Raw genomic sequence first — 14,595 nt, forward strand, 5'->3', positions numbered from 1 at the left:
CCGAACGAACTCCCACTCGGCATCGGACAGTTCATGGCGACGAATCACGACACCATGATCCACCACTGGTGATCATTTGAAGACACTGCCTAGGGGGAACGCGCGAAGCTCAGAAGGTCTGCAGCGTCACCAGGGTGATCCGGCGGCCGGCGCCCTCGCCCGCCGTCTCGATCCGCACCCGCTGCCCCGGACGCAGCAACCGCAGCCCACCGGCCGCGAACGCCTCCGCCCCGAACTCCACCGGGGTGCCGTCGTCGAGCAGCACACTGCCGCTGCGGGTCTCGGGGTCGTACGTGTACGCGGTCGCCTGCATGGACCGCAGCCTATCCGGCCGCACGCGCCCAGCGGGCCGCCGTCCGCGGCCCCACCCCGAGCGCCAGGGCCGCCGCCAGGTCGTCGCCGGTGTCCACGTCCCGGCGCACCGAATCCACCCCCGCCAGCCGGATTTCCACCGCGCCCGCCGACAAATGGCGCCGCCGCGACGGGCCTCCGAATGCGGGTTCCAATTCCACCCCCGGCGCGGCCGAGAGGAATGTCGTACCTATTTCGGCGGCATCGGCGAGAAAAGCCCGCGGAAATTGTCCGGCCACCGCCAGGACCAGGCCCAGCTCCGCCGGGCGCAGCGCGGGCAGATCCGCGTTCAGGGCCGCCACCCGGGCCCCCGGACGCTCCGCGCGCACCGCCCGCGCGCCGTGCGCGAGCGCCGCGTTGAGCCCCGCCCCCGGCAGATCCGGCACGATCCGCGCGCCGAGCGCCGCGAGCGCCGCCCCCGCCACCGGATCGTCCGTGACGACCGCCACATCCCGCACCCCCGGGCAGCCCAGCGCCGCCGCCACGGTGTCCTCGGCGAACGCCAGCGCGAGCCGCCCGCGCAGCGGCCCGCCCACCGAGGCGGCCAGCCGGCTCTTGGCCAGCGCCAGCGGCTTCAGCGGCACCACGAGCGACCACGCGCCCCCCGGCCCCGCGCCGAGCCCCGCGTCCGGCCCCGCAGCCGCCCCCGCGTCCGGCCCCGCACCGGGGTCCGGCCTGAGGTGGTCCCGGTATCTCTTCATCGCGCCCCATTCTGTCCCGCCCGCGCGAAGCGCTAGAGCCCCGGGGCGTACGGTGTCCTCGACAGCCCAGGAGCAGGGGGACACACTTGACCCCTTGCGAACCGGCACGGAGAAAGGTGCACGAGTGTCCCGCCGCAGAATCGGCTTCTGGTACCGCCTGGCGGCGGTCATCGCCAAACCCCCACTGGTGGTGCTGTTCAAGCGGGACTGGCGTGGACAGGAGCACATCCCGGCCGACGGGGGCTTCATCACCGCGGTGAACCACAACTCGTACCTGGACCCGCTGTCGTACGCGCACTACCAGTACAACACCGGCCGCGTGCCCCGCTTCCTGGCCAAGGCGGGCCTCTTCAAGGGCTTCGTCGGCGCCATCCTGCACGGCACCGGACAGATCCCCGTCTACCGCGAGACCACCAACGCGCTCGACGCCTTCCGGGCCGCCGTCGGCGCCATCGAGCGCGGCGAATGCGTCGCCTTCTACCCCGAGGGCACCCTCACCCGCGACCCCGACATGTGGCCGATGGCCGGCAAGACCGGCGCCGCCCGGGTCGCGCTGCTCACCAGGGCCCCCGTCATCCCGGTCGCCCAGTGGGGCGCCAACCTCGCCATGCCGCCGTACGCCAAGGAGAACAAGCTCCGGCTGTTCCCCCGCAAGACGCTGATCGTGCAGGCCGGACCGCCCGTCGACCTCTCCCACTTCTACGACCGGGAGCCCACGCCCGAGGTGCTGCGCGCCGCCACCGAGGAGATCATGGCGGCCATCACCCGGATCCTGGAGGAGGTCCGCGGCGAGCAGGCCCCGGCCGAGCCGTACGACCACAAGAAGGCCCGCCAGGAACAGCGCCGCAAGGCCGCCGGGGAAGGCAAGAAGTGACCAAGGCAGCCGTCTTCGGCAACGGATCCTGGGGCACCGCGTTCGCGATGGTGCTCGCCGACGCGGGCTGCGAGGTCAGCCTCTGGGGCCGCCGCGCCGCCCTCGCCGACACCATCAACGCCACCGGGACCAACCCCGACTATCTGCCGGGCGTCGAACTCCCCAAGGGCATCACGGCCACCGCCGACCCGGCCGAGGCCGCCCGCGGCGCCGACTTCACGATCCTCGTGGTGCCCTCCCAGACGCTGCGCGAGAACCTCGCCGCCTGGAAGCCGCTGCTGGCGCCGGACACCGTCCTCGTCTCCCTGATGAAGGGCGTCGAACTCGGCACCGCCGAGCGGATGAGCGAGGTCATCCAGGAGGTCGCCGACGTCCCCGCCGCGCGCGTGGCCGTCCTCACCGGCCCCAACCTGGCCAAGGAGATCGCCGCCCGGCAGCCCGCCGCGGCCGTCGTCGCCTGCGTCGACGAAACGGTCGCCCAGCGGTTCCAGGCGGCCTGCATGACCCCGTACTTCCGCCCGTACACCAACACCGACGTGGTCGGCTGCGAACTCGGCGGTGCCGTCAAGAACGTCATCGGCCTCGCCGTCGGCATCGCCAACGGCATGGGCCTCGGCGACAACTCCAAGGCCACCCTCATCACCCGCGGGCTCGCCGAGACCACCCGGCTCGGCCTCGCCATGGGCGCCGACCCGCTGACCTTCTCCGGTCTCGCGGGCCTCGGCGACCTGGTCGCCACCTGCTCCTCGCCGCTCTCCCGGAACAACACCTTCGGCACCAACCTGGGCCGCGGGATGACCCTGGAGGAGACCATCGCGGCCACCAAGCAGACCGCCGAGGGCGTCAAGTCCTGCGAGTCCGTGCTCGATCTGGCCCGGCGGCACGGCGTCGACATGCCCATCACCGAGACCGTCGTCTCCATCGTCCACGACGGCAAGCCGCCGATCGTGGCCCTCAAGGAGCTGATGTCCCGCAGCGCCAAGGCCGAACGCCGCTGACCCGGCCCCGCCGACCCGCCCCGGCCGGAGCGCTTTGACCCGTACGCGCGGGGCGGGCGCGCGGCGCGCGCGGGGCGCTCAGCGGTTCGGGGGCCGCAAGGTACGCTCAACGCGATATGAGCGAGAACAACCAGAGCCCCCGCAAGCCCCGCGTGGCCGTCGTCTTCGGCGGACGCAGCTCCGAGCACGCCATCTCCGTCGTCACCGCCGGCGCCGTCCTCGACGCCATCGACCGGGACGCCTACGACGTGCTGCCCATCGGCATCACCCGGGAGGGGCGCTGGGCGCTGACCGCCGACGCCCCGGAGCGGATGGCGATCAGCGGCCGCACCCTGCCGGACGTCGCCGAACTCGCCGCGAGCGACACCGGCGGCGTGGTCCTGCCCGTCGACCCGGCCAGCCGCGAGGTCGTCCTGCACGAGCCCGGCTCGCTGCCCACGGCGCTCGGCGAGGTCGACGTGGTGTTCCCGATGCTGCACGGCCCGTACGGCGAGGACGGCACCCTCCAGGGCCTCCTGGAGCTCTCCGGCATCCCGTACGTCGGCGCGGGCGTCCTCGCCTCCGCCGTCGGCCAGGACAAGGAGTACATGAAGCGGGTCTTCGTCTCCTTCGGCCTGCCGGTCGGCCCGTACGAGGTGGTCAGGCCGCGCGAGTGGGAGCAGAACCCCGCCGCCGCCCGCAAGAAGATCGTGGAGTTCGCCGCCGACCACGGCTGGCCGCTGTTCGTGAAGCCCGCCCGCGGCGGTTCCTCGGTCGGCATCACCAAGGTCGACGACCTCTCCGGCCTCGACGAGGCCGCCGAGGAGGCCCGCAGGCACGACCCGAAGATCATCGTGGAGGCGCTGCTGCGCGGCCGCGAGATCGAGTGCGGCGTCCTGGAGTTCGAGGACGGGCCGCGCGCCAGCGTGCCCGCCGAGATCCCGCCGGTCACCGACCACGACTTCTACGACTTCGAGGCCAAGTACATCGACTCGGCCTCCGGCATCGTGCCCGCGCCGATCGGCGACGAGGCCACCGCCGAGGTCCAGCGGCTCGCCGTCGCCGCCTACGAGGCGGTGTCCTGCGAGGGCCTGGTGCGCGCCGACTTCTTCCTCACCGAGGACGGCGAGTTCGTCATCAACGAGATCAACACCATGCCCGGCTTCACGCCGATCTCCATGTACCCGCGGATGTGGCAGGAGAGCGGCGTCAGCTACCCGGAGCTGGTCGACCGGCTGATCCAGGCCGCGCTGCGCCGCACCACCGGCCTGCGCTAGGGCGTGTCCGGGGCCCGGACCTCCGCGGTCCGGGCCGGTCCGGGCCGTACGCCCGGCCCGGCGGTACGGCTCACAGGCTCGGCGGCACGGCCTTCTTCACCGGCCCCGCCAGATCCACCAGCGGGCCGACGTCGTGCGCGTACCGCTCGTCGAGCGACACCTCCACGTACGCCTTCCGGTACGTGGTGGTGAAGCGCGGTCCGTCACCCTCGCGCAGCTCCAGGAGCCAGTTCACGCCGTCCGCCTCCACCGCCCGTGCCTGTGGATCGTTCATCTTTTCGGGCCGGGGGACACCACAGCGCAGTACGATCGCCGCATCCCCCCACGCGGCGGTCAGTTCGGACTCCGGCTCGGTGCCGGACCGGGCCAGACCCGCCACGGTGCCGGGCAGCTCCTTCGCGAGGGCACGGCAGACGGCGGCCTCGGCCGCCGGCGGACCGGGAACCGGGACCGACGCCTCCGCGTCCGAAGCGGCACAGCCGGTGGCGGCCAGCAGCAACGCGGCCACGGCGGCGGAAGCGGGCAGGCCGAGCGGCCGGTGGGAAGACATCACCGGCCAAGGGTAGACGGGGGCTAGATATGCACGACCGGGCAGGTGAGGGTACGCGTGATCCCTTCCACTTGCTGGACCTTGGCGACCACCATGCGACCCAGCGCGTCGACGGTGTCGGCCTCGGCGCGGACGATCACGTCGTACGGACCGGTCACGTCCTCGGCCTGGATCACTCCAGGGATCTTGGCGATGGACTCGGCGACGGTCGACGCCTTGCCCACCTCGGTCTGAATAAGGATGTACGCCTGAACCACGGAACCTCCAGGGCGGCCACGAGGATCTTGTGGGAGAAAGGGACGCCACGGTACCGCGTCCCCGCGGGCCACGGGGAGACCTCCACCGCCGGAGGCGTCCGCGGTGTGGCGTACGCACATGAGAAGTTGACGGTCTACTTGACGGTATCCGGCACGGTGACGGCCCGCGACCCGCACGGCGAGGAGCGGTGCGGGGACGCGGCGGCCGGCACGACGACACGAGGTGAATCGCGGTGAAGGGCACAGTCGGAGAGCTGGGCGAGTTCGGGCTCATCAGGGAGCTCACCTCCCGGCTCACCTCCACCCCCGCGGTGCGGATCGGGCCCGGCGACGACGCCGCGGTCGTCTCCGCCCCCGACCGGCGGGTGGTGGCCAGCACGGACATCCTGCTCGAAGGACGTCACTTCCGCCGCGACTGGTCGACGGCGTACGACGTCGGCCGCAAGGCCGCCGCGCAGAACCTGGCCGACATCGCCGCCATGGGCGCGGTGCCCACCGCGCTGCTGCTCGGCCTCGTCGTCCCCGCCGAGCTCCCGGTCACCTGGCCCACCGAACTCATGGACGGACTGCGCGACGAATGTCAGGTCGCCGGTGCCGCCGTGGTCGGCGGCGACGTCGTCCGCGGCGACACCATCACCATCTCCATCACCGCCCTCGGCGACCTGCGCAACCAGGACCCGGTCACCCGCGGCGGCGCCCAGACCGGCGACGTCGTCGCCTACACCGGCTGGCTCGGCTGGTCCGCCGCCGGATACGCGGTGCTCTCCCGCGGCTTCCGCTCCCCGCGCGCCTTCGTCGAGGCCCACCGCCGCCCCGAACCGCCGTACCACGCGGGCCCCGCGGCCGCCGGACTCGGCGCCACCGCCATGTGCGACGTCAGCGACGGCCTGATCGCCGACCTCGGCCACATCGCCGAGGCCAGCAAGGTCCGCATCGACCTGCGCTCCGGACTCATCGACATCCCGAGCCAGATGCACGACATCGGCCAGGCCGTCGGCGTCGACCCGCTCCAGTGGGTGCTCACCGGGGGAGAGGACCACGCCATCGTCGCCACCTTCCCGCCCGACGTGAAGCTCCCGGCCCGCTGGAAGGTCATCGGCGAGGTCCTGAACCCCTCCGCACAGCCCCAGGTCACCGTCGACGGCGCGCCCTGGCACACCGTGGGCGGCTGGGACCACTTCGGGGCGGCCGAGTGACCCCGCGCACCCCCGGCGGCCGGCCGCCGCTGGTGCTCACCGTCGCCGGATCCGACTCCGGCGGCGGCGCGGGCATCCAGGCCGACCTCAAGACCATGCTCGCCCTCGGCGTGCACGGCATGAGCGTGCTCACCGCCGTCACCGCGCAGAACTCGCTGGGCGTCCAGGGCGCCTGGGAGCTGCCCGAGGAGGCCGTACGGGCCCAGTACCGGGCCGTCGTCGACGACATCGGCGTCCAGGCCGTGAAAACCGGCATGCTGGCCTCCGCCACGCTCGTCGAGACCGTCGCCGAACTCCTGGCCGGGACGGCCGCACCGGTCGTCGTCGACCCCGTCGGCGTCTCCAAGCACGGCGACCCGCTGCTCGCCGCCTCGGCCCTGGACTCCGTCCGCACCAAGCTGCTTCCGGTCGCCACCGTCGCCACCCCCAACCTCGACGAGGTGACACAGCTCACCGGAGTCGTCGTCGAGGACGAGGCCGGGATGCGGGCGGCGGCCCACGCGATCCTCGGATTCGGGCCGCGCTGGGCGCTCATCAAGGGCGGCCACCTCCCCGGGGACGCCGCCGAGGTGGTGGACCTGCTCACCGACGGCACCGAGGAGCACTGGCTGTCCGCCCCCCGGTACGACAACCGGCACACCCACGGCACCGGCTGCACCCTCGCATCGGCGGTGGCCTCGGGCCTCGCCAAGGGCCAGAACGTGCCGACGGCCGTGCGGGCGGCGAAGAGCTATGTGACCGGCGCCATCGCCGCCGGATTCGCCCTGGGTACCGGGATCGGCCCGGTCGACCACGGCTGGCGCTTCCGTACCTGACCCGCCTCAGGGCATGGCAAAAGGCCGGTTCACCAAGGTGAACCGGCCTTTCAAGGCAACCGCAGGGGCTGCGCTACGACGAAACGTCGGCGGGACATTCCCCGCTGACGCGGGGAGCATCACTTAGCGCGAGACCTTGCCGGCCTTGATGCACGAGGTGCAGACGTTGAGCCGCTTCGGCGTCCGACCGACCACGGCACGCACACGCTGGATGTTCGGGTTCCAGCGACGAGACGTACGGCGGTGCGAGTGCGAAATGTTGTTGCCGAAGCCCGGCCCCTTGCCGCAGACGTCGCAGTTGGCAGCCACGGGTCACTCCAAAGACTTCAGATTTACAGTGAAATCCGGCGCACCGGAATCGGATCAGTGATCTGAAGTGGCTTGCCGGGGGAATGGCCCGGCGTGAAGCCGGGCAACCGAAGCAGCATACAACGACTGCTTCCGTGGAACGAAACTACCATGGTCCGCCCGGCCCCCGCCCCGGCCCCGGGCGACCGCGGGTCTACCCTGCGGTGAACCCACCGCGACGCACAGGAGGACCACCCGTTGCCGCGAGTCCCGCAGCCGCCGCAGCCGCAGACCCTGGACGCCGAGGCGGTCCGATCCTGGTGCGCAGGGGCGCTGAGGGCGCTCGACAGGGAGCGCGCGGACATCGACGCGATCAACGTCTACCCCGTCGCGGACGGTGACACGGGCACCAACCTGTACCTCACCCTGGAGTCCGCGGCCCGCTCCGTGGAGGACCTCCACACGGCCCCCGGAGCCGCCCCCGACGTGGCGCAGATCATACGGGCGATGGCCCACGGCGCCCTGATCGGCGCCCGCGGCAACTCCGGCACCCTGCTCGCCCAGCTGCTGCGCGGCATGGCCCCCGTCCTCGCCGAAGGCACCGACGGCGACCACCTCGCCCGCGCCCTCGCCGCAGCCGCCAAGGCCGCCCGGCAGGCCGTCGCCCACCCCGTCGAAGGCACCCTGCTCACCGTCGCCGACGCCGCCGCCCACGCCTGCGCCCCCGGCGGCCCCCTCGCCACCGTCGCCCGCGCCGCCCACACCGCCGCCCTCACCGCCCTCGCCGCCACCCCCGGCCAGCTGGACGCCCTCGCCCGCGCGGGCGTCGTGGACGCGGGCGGCCGCGGCCTGGTGGCCGTCCTCGGCGCCCTCGTCACCGCCGTCACCGGCGAACCCGCCACCCCCTTCGACGAACCCGCGCACGGCCCGGTGCTCGCCGAGGCCGCCGCCGCGGCCGAGTGCGAAGGACCGGCCGGACCCGGCTATGAGGTGCTCTACCTCCTGGAGGCCGACGAACCCGCCGTCGACCGGCTCCGCGACCGGCTCGACGCCCTCGGGGAATCCCTCGTCGTCGTCGGCGGCGACGGCCTGTGGAACGTCCATGTGCACGTCGACGACGCCGGAGCCGCCGTCGAGGCCGGGATCGAGGCCGGCCGCCCGCACCGCATCCGGATCACCCACTTCGCCGCCCGCCCCGAACCCGCCGGCCGCGCCGTCGTCGCCGTACTGCCCGGCGACGGCCTCGCCGGACTCTGCGCCGAGGCCGGGGCCACCACCCTCGTCGCCCGCCCCGGCGAGACCCCCACCGGCACCGAGCTCGCCGACGCGATCCGCCGCGCGCACGCCCGCGAGGTCGTGCTGCTGCCCAACGACACCGAACTGCGCGGCCCCGCCGCCGCGGCCGCCGAGGCGGCCCGCGCCGAAGGCATCCGGGTCGCCCTCATCCCCACCCGCGCCGCCGTCCAGGGCATCGCCGCCCTCGCCGTCCACGAACCCGACCGGCGCTTCGACGAGGACGTCGTCGCCATGACCGCCGCCGCCGGAGCCACCCGCTACGCCGAACTCGCCGTCGCCGAACGCCAGTCCTTCACCTCCGCCGGCGTCTGCCAGGCCGGCGACATCCTCGGCCTCATCGAGGGCGACGTCGCCGTCATCGGCCACGACCTCACCACCACCGCGCTCACCGTCCTCGACCGGATGCTCGCCGCCGGCGGCGAACTCGTCACCCTCATCACCGCCGCCGACACCCCCGCCGACCTCGCCACCACCCTCGAACAGCACGTCCGCGCCGCCTACTTGGCCGTCGACACCGCCACGTACCACGCGGGCGAGGGCGCGCCGCCGCTGCTCATCGGCGTCGAATAACGGGTCGCGGGCCCCGCACTGTCGGTCCCGTGGTGTGCAATGGACCTCGTGCCCGCGCTCGACGAACCCCTCAAGAAACTGCTCGGCGCCGCCACCGCCAAGGTGATGGCCGAGCACCTCGACCTGCACACGGTCGGCGACCTGCTGCACCACTACCCACGGCGGTACGCGGAGCGCGGCGAGCTGACCGCGCTCGCCGACCTCCCGCTCGACGAACACGTCACCGTCGTCGCCCAGGTCGCCGACGCCCGCGTGCACACCTTCAACAAGGGCGGCCGCGGCAAGGGCCAGCGCCTGGAAGTGACCATCACCGACGGCAGCGGCCGGATGCAGCTCGTCTTCTTCGGCCGCACCGTCCACTTCCACCAGAAGGAACTGCTGCCCGGCCGCCGCGCCATGTTCGCGGGCAAGGTCGGCCTCTTCAACCGCCGCCTCCAGCTCGCCCACCCCGAGTACAAGCTCCTCGACGCCGAGAGCAGCACCGAGACCGTCCGCGCCTTCGCGGGCGAACTGCTGCCCATCTACCCGGCCTGCAAGCAGCTGGAATCCTGGACCATCGAGCAGTCCGTGGCCATCGCCCTCGACTCGATGGCCGCCACCGACTGGGCCGGACTCACCGACCCGCTGCCGCCCGCCCTGCGCGACGGCCGCGGCCTCACCGACCTCCCCGACGCCCTCACCCGCATCCACCGGCCCCGCACCAAGGCCGACATCGCCGACGCCCGCGACCGCCTCAAATGGGACGAGGCATTCGTCCTCCAGGTCGCCCTGGCCCGCCGCCGCCACGCCGACACCCAGCTCCCCGCCGCCCCCCGCCGCCCGTCCCCCGACGGCCTCCTCACCGCCTTCGACGCCAAACTCCCCTTCACCCTCACCGACGGCCAGCGGAAGGTCTCGAAGGAGATCTTCGACGACCTCGCCACCGACCACCCGATGCACCGCCTGCTCCAGGGCGAGGTCGGCAGTGGAAAGACAATGGTCGCGCTGCGCGCCATGCTCGCCGTCGTCGACGCCGGGGGACAGGCCGCCATGCTCGCGCCCACCGAGGTGCTCGCCCAGCAGCACCACCGTTCGGTCACCGAGATGATGGGCGAGCTCGCCCAGGGCGGGATGCTCGGCGGGGCCGAGCACGCCACCAAGGTGGTGCTGCTCACCGGCTCCATGGGCGCCGCCCAGCGCAGGCAGGCGCTGCTCGACCTGGTCACCGGCGAGGCCGGGCTGGTCATCGGGACGCACGCGCTGATCGAGGACAAGGTCCAGTTCCACGACCTCGGCCTGGTCGTCGTCGACGAGCAGCACCGCTTCGGCGTCGAGCAGCGCGACGCGCTGCGCGGCAAGGGCAAGCAGCCGCCGCACCTCCTGGTGATGACCGCCACCCCGATCCCGCGCACCGTCGCCATGACCGTCTTCGGCGACCTGGAGACCTCCGTCCTCGACCAGCTCCCCGCCGGACGCTCCCCGATCGCCAGCCACGTCGTGCCCGCCGCCGACAAGCCGCACTTCCTCGCCCGCGCCTGGGAACGGGTCCGCGAGGAGGTCGAGAACGGGCACCAGGCGTACGTGGTGTGCCCGCGCATCGGCGACGAGGAGGACCGCAAGCAGGGCGCCAAGCGCAAGGCGAGCCCCGAGGACGAGGCCGAGAAGCGGCCCCCGCTCGCCGTCCTGGAAGTCGCCGACCAGCTCCGCGCAGGGCCGCTCGCCGGACTCCGCGTCGAGGTCCTGCACGGCCGGATGCACCCCGACGACAAGGACGCCGTGATGCGCCGCTTCGCCGCCGGGGAGGCCGACGTCCTCGTCGCCACCACCGTCATCGAGGTCGGCGTCAACGTGCCCAACGCCACCGCCATGGTGATCATGGACGCCGACCGCTTCGGCGTCTCCCAGCTCCACCAGCTGCGCGGCCGGGTCGGCCGCGGCGCCGCCCCCGGCCTGTGCCTGCTCGTCACCGAGATGCCCGAGGCCAGCCCCGCCCGCCAGCGGCTCGGCGCCGTCGCGAGCACCCTCGACGGCTTCGAGCTCTCCCGGATCGACCTCGAACAGCGCCGCGAGGGCGACGTCCTCGGCCAGGCCCAGTCCGGCGTCCGCTCCTCGCTGCGGATGCTCACCGTCATCGACGACGAGGAGGTCATCACCGCCGCCCGCGAAGAGGCCACCGCCCTCGTCCTCGCCGACCCCGACCTCACCGCCCACCCCGCCCTGCGCACCGCCCTCGACGCGCTGCTCGACAAGGACCGCGAGGAGTACCTGGAGAAGGGCTGACCCCGGGCGGCGCGCCGGGCGCCATAAGCTGGTCCGTACCGAACAGGTTTGGAGACGAGGACCCACATGACCCGCGTGATCGCCGGAACCGCCGGCGGACGCCGGATCGCCGTGCCGCCCGGCACCGGCACCCGGCCCACCTCCGACCGGGCGAGGGAAGGGCTCTTCTCCACCTGGGAGTCCTTCCACGGCCTGACCGGCGCCCGTGTCGCCGACCTGTACGCGGGCTCCGGCGCCGTCGGTCTTGAGGCGCTCTCCCGGGGCGCCGCCCACGCCCTGCTCGTCGAGGCCGACCCGCGCGCCGCCCGTACCGTCCGCGACAACATCGCCTCGCTCGCCCTGCCCGGCGCAGAACTGCGCACCGGCAAGGCCGAGCAGATCGTCACGGGACCGGCCCCCGCCCTTCCGTACGACCTGGTCTTCCTCGACCCGCCCTACGCCGTCTCCGACGCCGATCTCCGCGAGATCCTGCTCACACTCCGCTCGGGGGGCTGGATCGCCGCCGACGCCCTCGTCACCGTGGAGCGCAGCACCCGAGGCGGTGAGTTCGGCTGGCCGGACGGCTTCGCGCCGCTGCGGTCCCGTCGCTACGGCGAGGGCACGTTTTGGTACGGTCGCGCCGCCGCTGCGTCCGAATCCGCATCCGAAGTCGAACCCGAAGTCGAAGACGGAGACGAAGACGCACGATGACCGGAGCCGAGAGCGAGGGAACCACGTTGCGCCGCGCCGTATGTCCCGGGTCGTTCGACCCCATCACCAACGGACATCTCGACATCATCGCCCGCGCGTCGAAGCTGTACGACGTCGTGCACGTGGCCGTGATGATCAACCAGTCGAAGCAGGGCCTCTTCACCGTCGAGGAGCGGATCGAGCTGATCCGCGAGGTCACCGCCGGATTCGGCAACGTCGAGGTCGAGTCCTTCCACGGCCTCCTCGTCGACTTCTGCAAGCAGCGCGACATCCCCGCCATCGTCAAGGGGCTGCGCGCGGTCAGCGACTTCGACTACGAGCTGCAGATGGCCCAGATGAACAACGGGCTCTCGGGCGTCGAGACCCTGTTCGTGCCGACCAACCCGACGTACAGCTTCCTGTCGTCCTCGCTGGTCAAGGAGGTCGCCACCTGGGGCGGCGACGTCTCCCACCTGGTGCCCCCGCCGGTCCTCGCCCGGCTCACCGAACGCCTGCGCGACCGCTGACCCCTCGTCACCCCTCGTCACACCGGGCCGGTCCGGGTGACGGGCGGGGTCCGACTGGCCTTACAGTCGTCCCGTCCGTCTCCATCCAGCTGTAGAGAGTGGCGAGCACCGGTGGACGTGCAGAAGAAGCTCGACGAGATCGTCACGACGGTCCAAAGCGCCCGCTCCATGCCCATGTCGGCGTCGTGCGTGGTCAACCGGGCCGATCTGCTCGCCCTGCTCGAAGAGGTCCGTGAGGCGCTGCCCGGCTCGCTGGCGCAGGCCCAGGAACTGCTCGGCGGCCGGGAGCAGATGGTCGACCAGGCCCGCCGCGAGGCCGAGCGGATCATCGAGGCCGCCCACGCCGAGCGCGGCTCGCTGATCTCCGACACCCAGGTCGCCCGGCAGTCCCAGGACGAGGCCGAGCGGATCCTCGCCGAGGCCCGCCGGGAGGCCGAGGAGATCCGCGCCGAGGCCGACGACTACGTCGACTCCAAGCTGGCCAACTTCGAGGTCGTGCTCAACAAGACCATCGCCTCCGTCGACCGCGGCCGCGAGAAGCTGCTCGGCCGCGGCCCCGGCCTGGACGCCGACGGGTACGCCGACGAGGACGCCCCCGAGTACAGCGCGGACCCGCGGACCCTGATCGACCGCGCCGACGGGTACGTGGACACCAAGCTCGGCGCTTTCGAGGCGGTCCTCAGCAAGACCCTGGAGGCGGTCGGCCGCGGCCGCCAGAAGCTGCACGGCCGGCTCGCCGCCGACGCCCTCGGCGAGCACATGGCCGCCCAGGACGCGGCGGGCCCCGGCTCCGTGCACACCAGCGACGCCGACTACCTGGCCGGTCTCGCCGAGCTCGCCGACCCGGCCCCAGCCGGGGCGCCCGAGCCCGTGCCCGTACAGATCCCGGCGCAGCAGGCGCAGCCCGACCCGTACGGCTACCAGCAGCCGCAGGTGGCGCAGCAGGACGTGTACGGCTATCAGCAGCAGGATCCGTACGCGTACCAGCAGCAGGACCCGTACGCGTACCAGCAGGACCCCTACACCTACGAGCAGCCGCACCAGCACCAGCATCCGCAGGCGCACCAGCAGCAGGTGCACCAGCCGTACCAGGGGCACCAAGGTCACCAGGGGCAGCCGCAGGCCGCCGCGCTCGACGAGACCAGCTTCTTCGACACGAGCATGATCGACCTGGAGCAGCTGCGCCGCTACGAGGAAGGCCGCTGACCGGGTCTCGGGCCCGGATTGGGCCCTGAGCGAAGCGTCCAGTATCCTGGCTCTTCGGTCGCGCATGTCCGCGATCCATGCTGCCCACGTCTGGCAGCCACCCCCCGAACGTTCGCGCTCGATCTCGAAAGCAGGCAGAACCCTGAGCACGCGCCTCGACCATCGCAACCCCCTCGTGTTCGACACGCACGAGCTGGGGCGGCGTCCTGGTGCCCTGCTGCGGGTCGCCCGCACCATCGAGGCCCCCGCTGATCTGGGGATCGCCGGTGTCGTCGGAGTGCCCGAGGGCGCTCCGGTGGAGATCGAGCTCCGGCTCGAGTCGGTCATGGAAGGGGTGCTTGTCACAGGCACCGCCCGTGCATCGGCCGAGGGGGAGTGCGTAAGGTGTCTGGAGCCCGTCGAGCTGGAGCTCGACGCGGACTACCAGGAGATGTTCTCGTACCCGGAATCCGACAGCCGGGGCCGCTCCAAGGCGGCCGCGGACGAGGAGGACGAAGAGGCCGAGGACATGACCCCCCTCGAGGACGGCATGTTCGACCTCGAACCCGTGCTGCGGGACGCGGTGGTGCTCGTACTGCCGATGCAGCCGGTGTGCCGGGAGGACTGTGCGGGTCTGTGCTCCGAATGCGGAGTCAACCTGAACGACGACCCGGACCACCACCATGACGCCGTCGACGCTCGTTGGGCGGCGTTGCAGGGACTCGCCGGTTCACTGGGAGCCGACGAGAAGGACAACATGAGCGATGCCGCAACCGGTGTCGACGAGAAGCAGGAGAAGTAGC

16 protein-coding genes are annotated in these 14,595 nt (G+C 72.5%); 11 read left to right on the forward strand and 5 right to left on the reverse strand.

Annotated features, from left to right (window positions below; translation table 11 throughout):
- Positions 1-109: 109 nt before the first annotated feature.
- On the reverse strand, positions 110-313 hold the full coding sequence (locus tag ACIPXM_RS30020) for a hypothetical protein (protein WP_401661910.1): 204 nt from the start codon (positions 311-313) through the stop codon (positions 110-112).
- A gap of 10 nt (positions 314-323) precedes the next feature.
- Complete coding sequence (cofC, locus tag ACIPXM_RS30025) at positions 324-1,052, reverse strand: 2-phospho-L-lactate guanylyltransferase (RefSeq protein ID WP_401661912.1); 729 nt, start codon at positions 1,050-1,052, stop codon at positions 324-326.
- 124 nt (positions 1,053-1,176) lie between these two features.
- Here cofC and ACIPXM_RS30030 point away from each other — a divergent pair, with 124 nt between their 5' ends.
- The 3 genes from ACIPXM_RS30030 to ACIPXM_RS30040 all read left to right on the forward strand — a co-directional run bounded on the left by ACIPXM_RS30030 (position 1,177) and on the right by ACIPXM_RS30040 (position 4,180).
- Complete coding sequence (locus ACIPXM_RS30030; RefSeq protein WP_401661914.1) at positions 1,177-1,926, forward strand: lysophospholipid acyltransferase family protein; 750 nt, start codon at positions 1,177-1,179, stop codon at positions 1,924-1,926.
- The gene (locus ACIPXM_RS30035) at positions 1,923-2,924 is read left to right on the forward strand and encodes an NAD(P)H-dependent glycerol-3-phosphate dehydrogenase (protein WP_401661916.1); all 1,002 of its coding nucleotides are present in this window, start codon (positions 1,923-1,925) and stop codon (positions 2,922-2,924) included. Before ACIPXM_RS30030 ends, ACIPXM_RS30035 begins: the two co-directional genes overlap by 4 nt.
- A 116-nt stretch (positions 2,925-3,040) precedes the next feature.
- A complete protein-coding gene (locus tag ACIPXM_RS30040) occupies positions 3,041-4,180 on the forward strand; it encodes a D-alanine--D-alanine ligase family protein (protein ID WP_401661919.1) in 1,140 nt (379 codons plus the stop codon).
- A gap of 70 nt (positions 4,181-4,250) precedes the next feature.
- On the opposite strand, the gene ACIPXM_RS30045 is transcribed toward ACIPXM_RS30040, so the two are convergent.
- Both ACIPXM_RS30045 and ACIPXM_RS30050 read right to left on the reverse strand, forming a co-directional pair.
- Positions 4,251-4,730: a DUF3515 domain-containing protein gene (locus ACIPXM_RS30045; protein ID WP_401662282.1), complete on the reverse strand. Its 480-nt coding sequence runs from the start codon at positions 4,728-4,730 to the stop codon at positions 4,251-4,253.
- Positions 4,731-4,753: 23 nt separating this feature from the next.
- The gene (locus ACIPXM_RS30050) at positions 4,754-4,987 is read right to left on the reverse strand and encodes an Lrp/AsnC family transcriptional regulator (RefSeq protein WP_401661922.1); all 234 of its coding nucleotides are present in this window, start codon (positions 4,985-4,987) and stop codon (positions 4,754-4,756) included.
- A 233-nt stretch (positions 4,988-5,220) separates the two neighbouring features.
- On the opposite strand from ACIPXM_RS30050, the gene ACIPXM_RS30055 reads away from it, so the two are divergent.
- Both ACIPXM_RS30055 and thiD read left to right on the forward strand, forming a co-directional pair.
- Complete coding sequence (locus tag ACIPXM_RS30055; RefSeq protein WP_401661925.1) at positions 5,221-6,183, forward strand: thiamine-phosphate kinase; 963 nt, start codon at positions 5,221-5,223, stop codon at positions 6,181-6,183.
- Positions 6,180-6,998, forward strand: a complete 819-nt coding sequence (thiD, locus tag ACIPXM_RS30060) for a bifunctional hydroxymethylpyrimidine kinase/phosphomethylpyrimidine kinase (protein WP_401661928.1) — start codon at positions 6,180-6,182, stop codon at positions 6,996-6,998. The genes ACIPXM_RS30055 and thiD overlap by 4 nt, the downstream gene beginning before the upstream one ends.
- Positions 6,999-7,121: 123 nt before the next feature.
- Here the strand turns inward: thiD and rpmB are convergent, their stop codons facing one another.
- Complete coding sequence (gene rpmB / locus ACIPXM_RS30065; RefSeq protein ID WP_003957616.1) at positions 7,122-7,307, reverse strand: 50S ribosomal protein L28; 186 nt, start codon at positions 7,305-7,307, stop codon at positions 7,122-7,124.
- A 237-nt stretch (positions 7,308-7,544) separates the two neighbouring features.
- On the opposite strand from rpmB, the gene ACIPXM_RS30070 reads away from it, so the two are divergent.
- The 6 genes from ACIPXM_RS30070 (at position 7,545) to ACIPXM_RS30095 (ending at position 14,594) form a co-directional block, all read left to right on the forward strand.
- On the forward strand, positions 7,545-9,152 hold the full coding sequence (locus ACIPXM_RS30070) for a DAK2 domain-containing protein (protein ID WP_401661930.1): 1,608 nt from the start codon (positions 7,545-7,547) through the stop codon (positions 9,150-9,152).
- A gap of 39 nt (positions 9,153-9,191) precedes the next feature.
- Positions 9,192-11,411, forward strand: coding sequence for an ATP-dependent DNA helicase RecG (gene recG, locus ACIPXM_RS30075; protein ID WP_401661932.1), 2,220 nt, complete (start codon positions 9,192-9,194; stop codon positions 11,409-11,411).
- 66 nt (positions 11,412-11,477) lie between these two features.
- The gene (rsmD, locus tag ACIPXM_RS30080; protein WP_401661934.1) at positions 11,478-12,101 is read left to right on the forward strand and encodes a 16S rRNA (guanine(966)-N(2))-methyltransferase RsmD; all 624 of its coding nucleotides are present in this window, start codon (positions 11,478-11,480) and stop codon (positions 12,099-12,101) included.
- 26 nt (positions 12,102-12,127) lie between these two features.
- Positions 12,128-12,607, forward strand: coding sequence for a pantetheine-phosphate adenylyltransferase (gene coaD, locus ACIPXM_RS30085; protein ID WP_401662284.1), 480 nt, complete (start codon positions 12,128-12,130; stop codon positions 12,605-12,607).
- 111 nt (positions 12,608-12,718) lie between these two features.
- On the forward strand, positions 12,719-13,813 hold the full coding sequence (locus ACIPXM_RS30090; RefSeq protein WP_401661937.1) for a cell division initiation protein: 1,095 nt from the start codon (positions 12,719-12,721) through the stop codon (positions 13,811-13,813).
- A gap of 175 nt (positions 13,814-13,988) precedes the next feature.
- On the forward strand, positions 13,989-14,594 hold the full coding sequence (locus tag ACIPXM_RS30095; RefSeq protein WP_401661940.1) for a YceD family protein: 606 nt from the start codon (positions 13,989-13,991) through the stop codon (positions 14,592-14,594).
- The last annotated feature ends 1 nt before the right edge of the window (position 14,595 follow it).

Source organism: Streptomyces sp. NPDC090025 (genome assembly GCF_044748125.1).
Classification (GTDB): Bacteria; Actinomycetota; Actinomycetes; order Streptomycetales; family Streptomycetaceae; genus Streptomyces.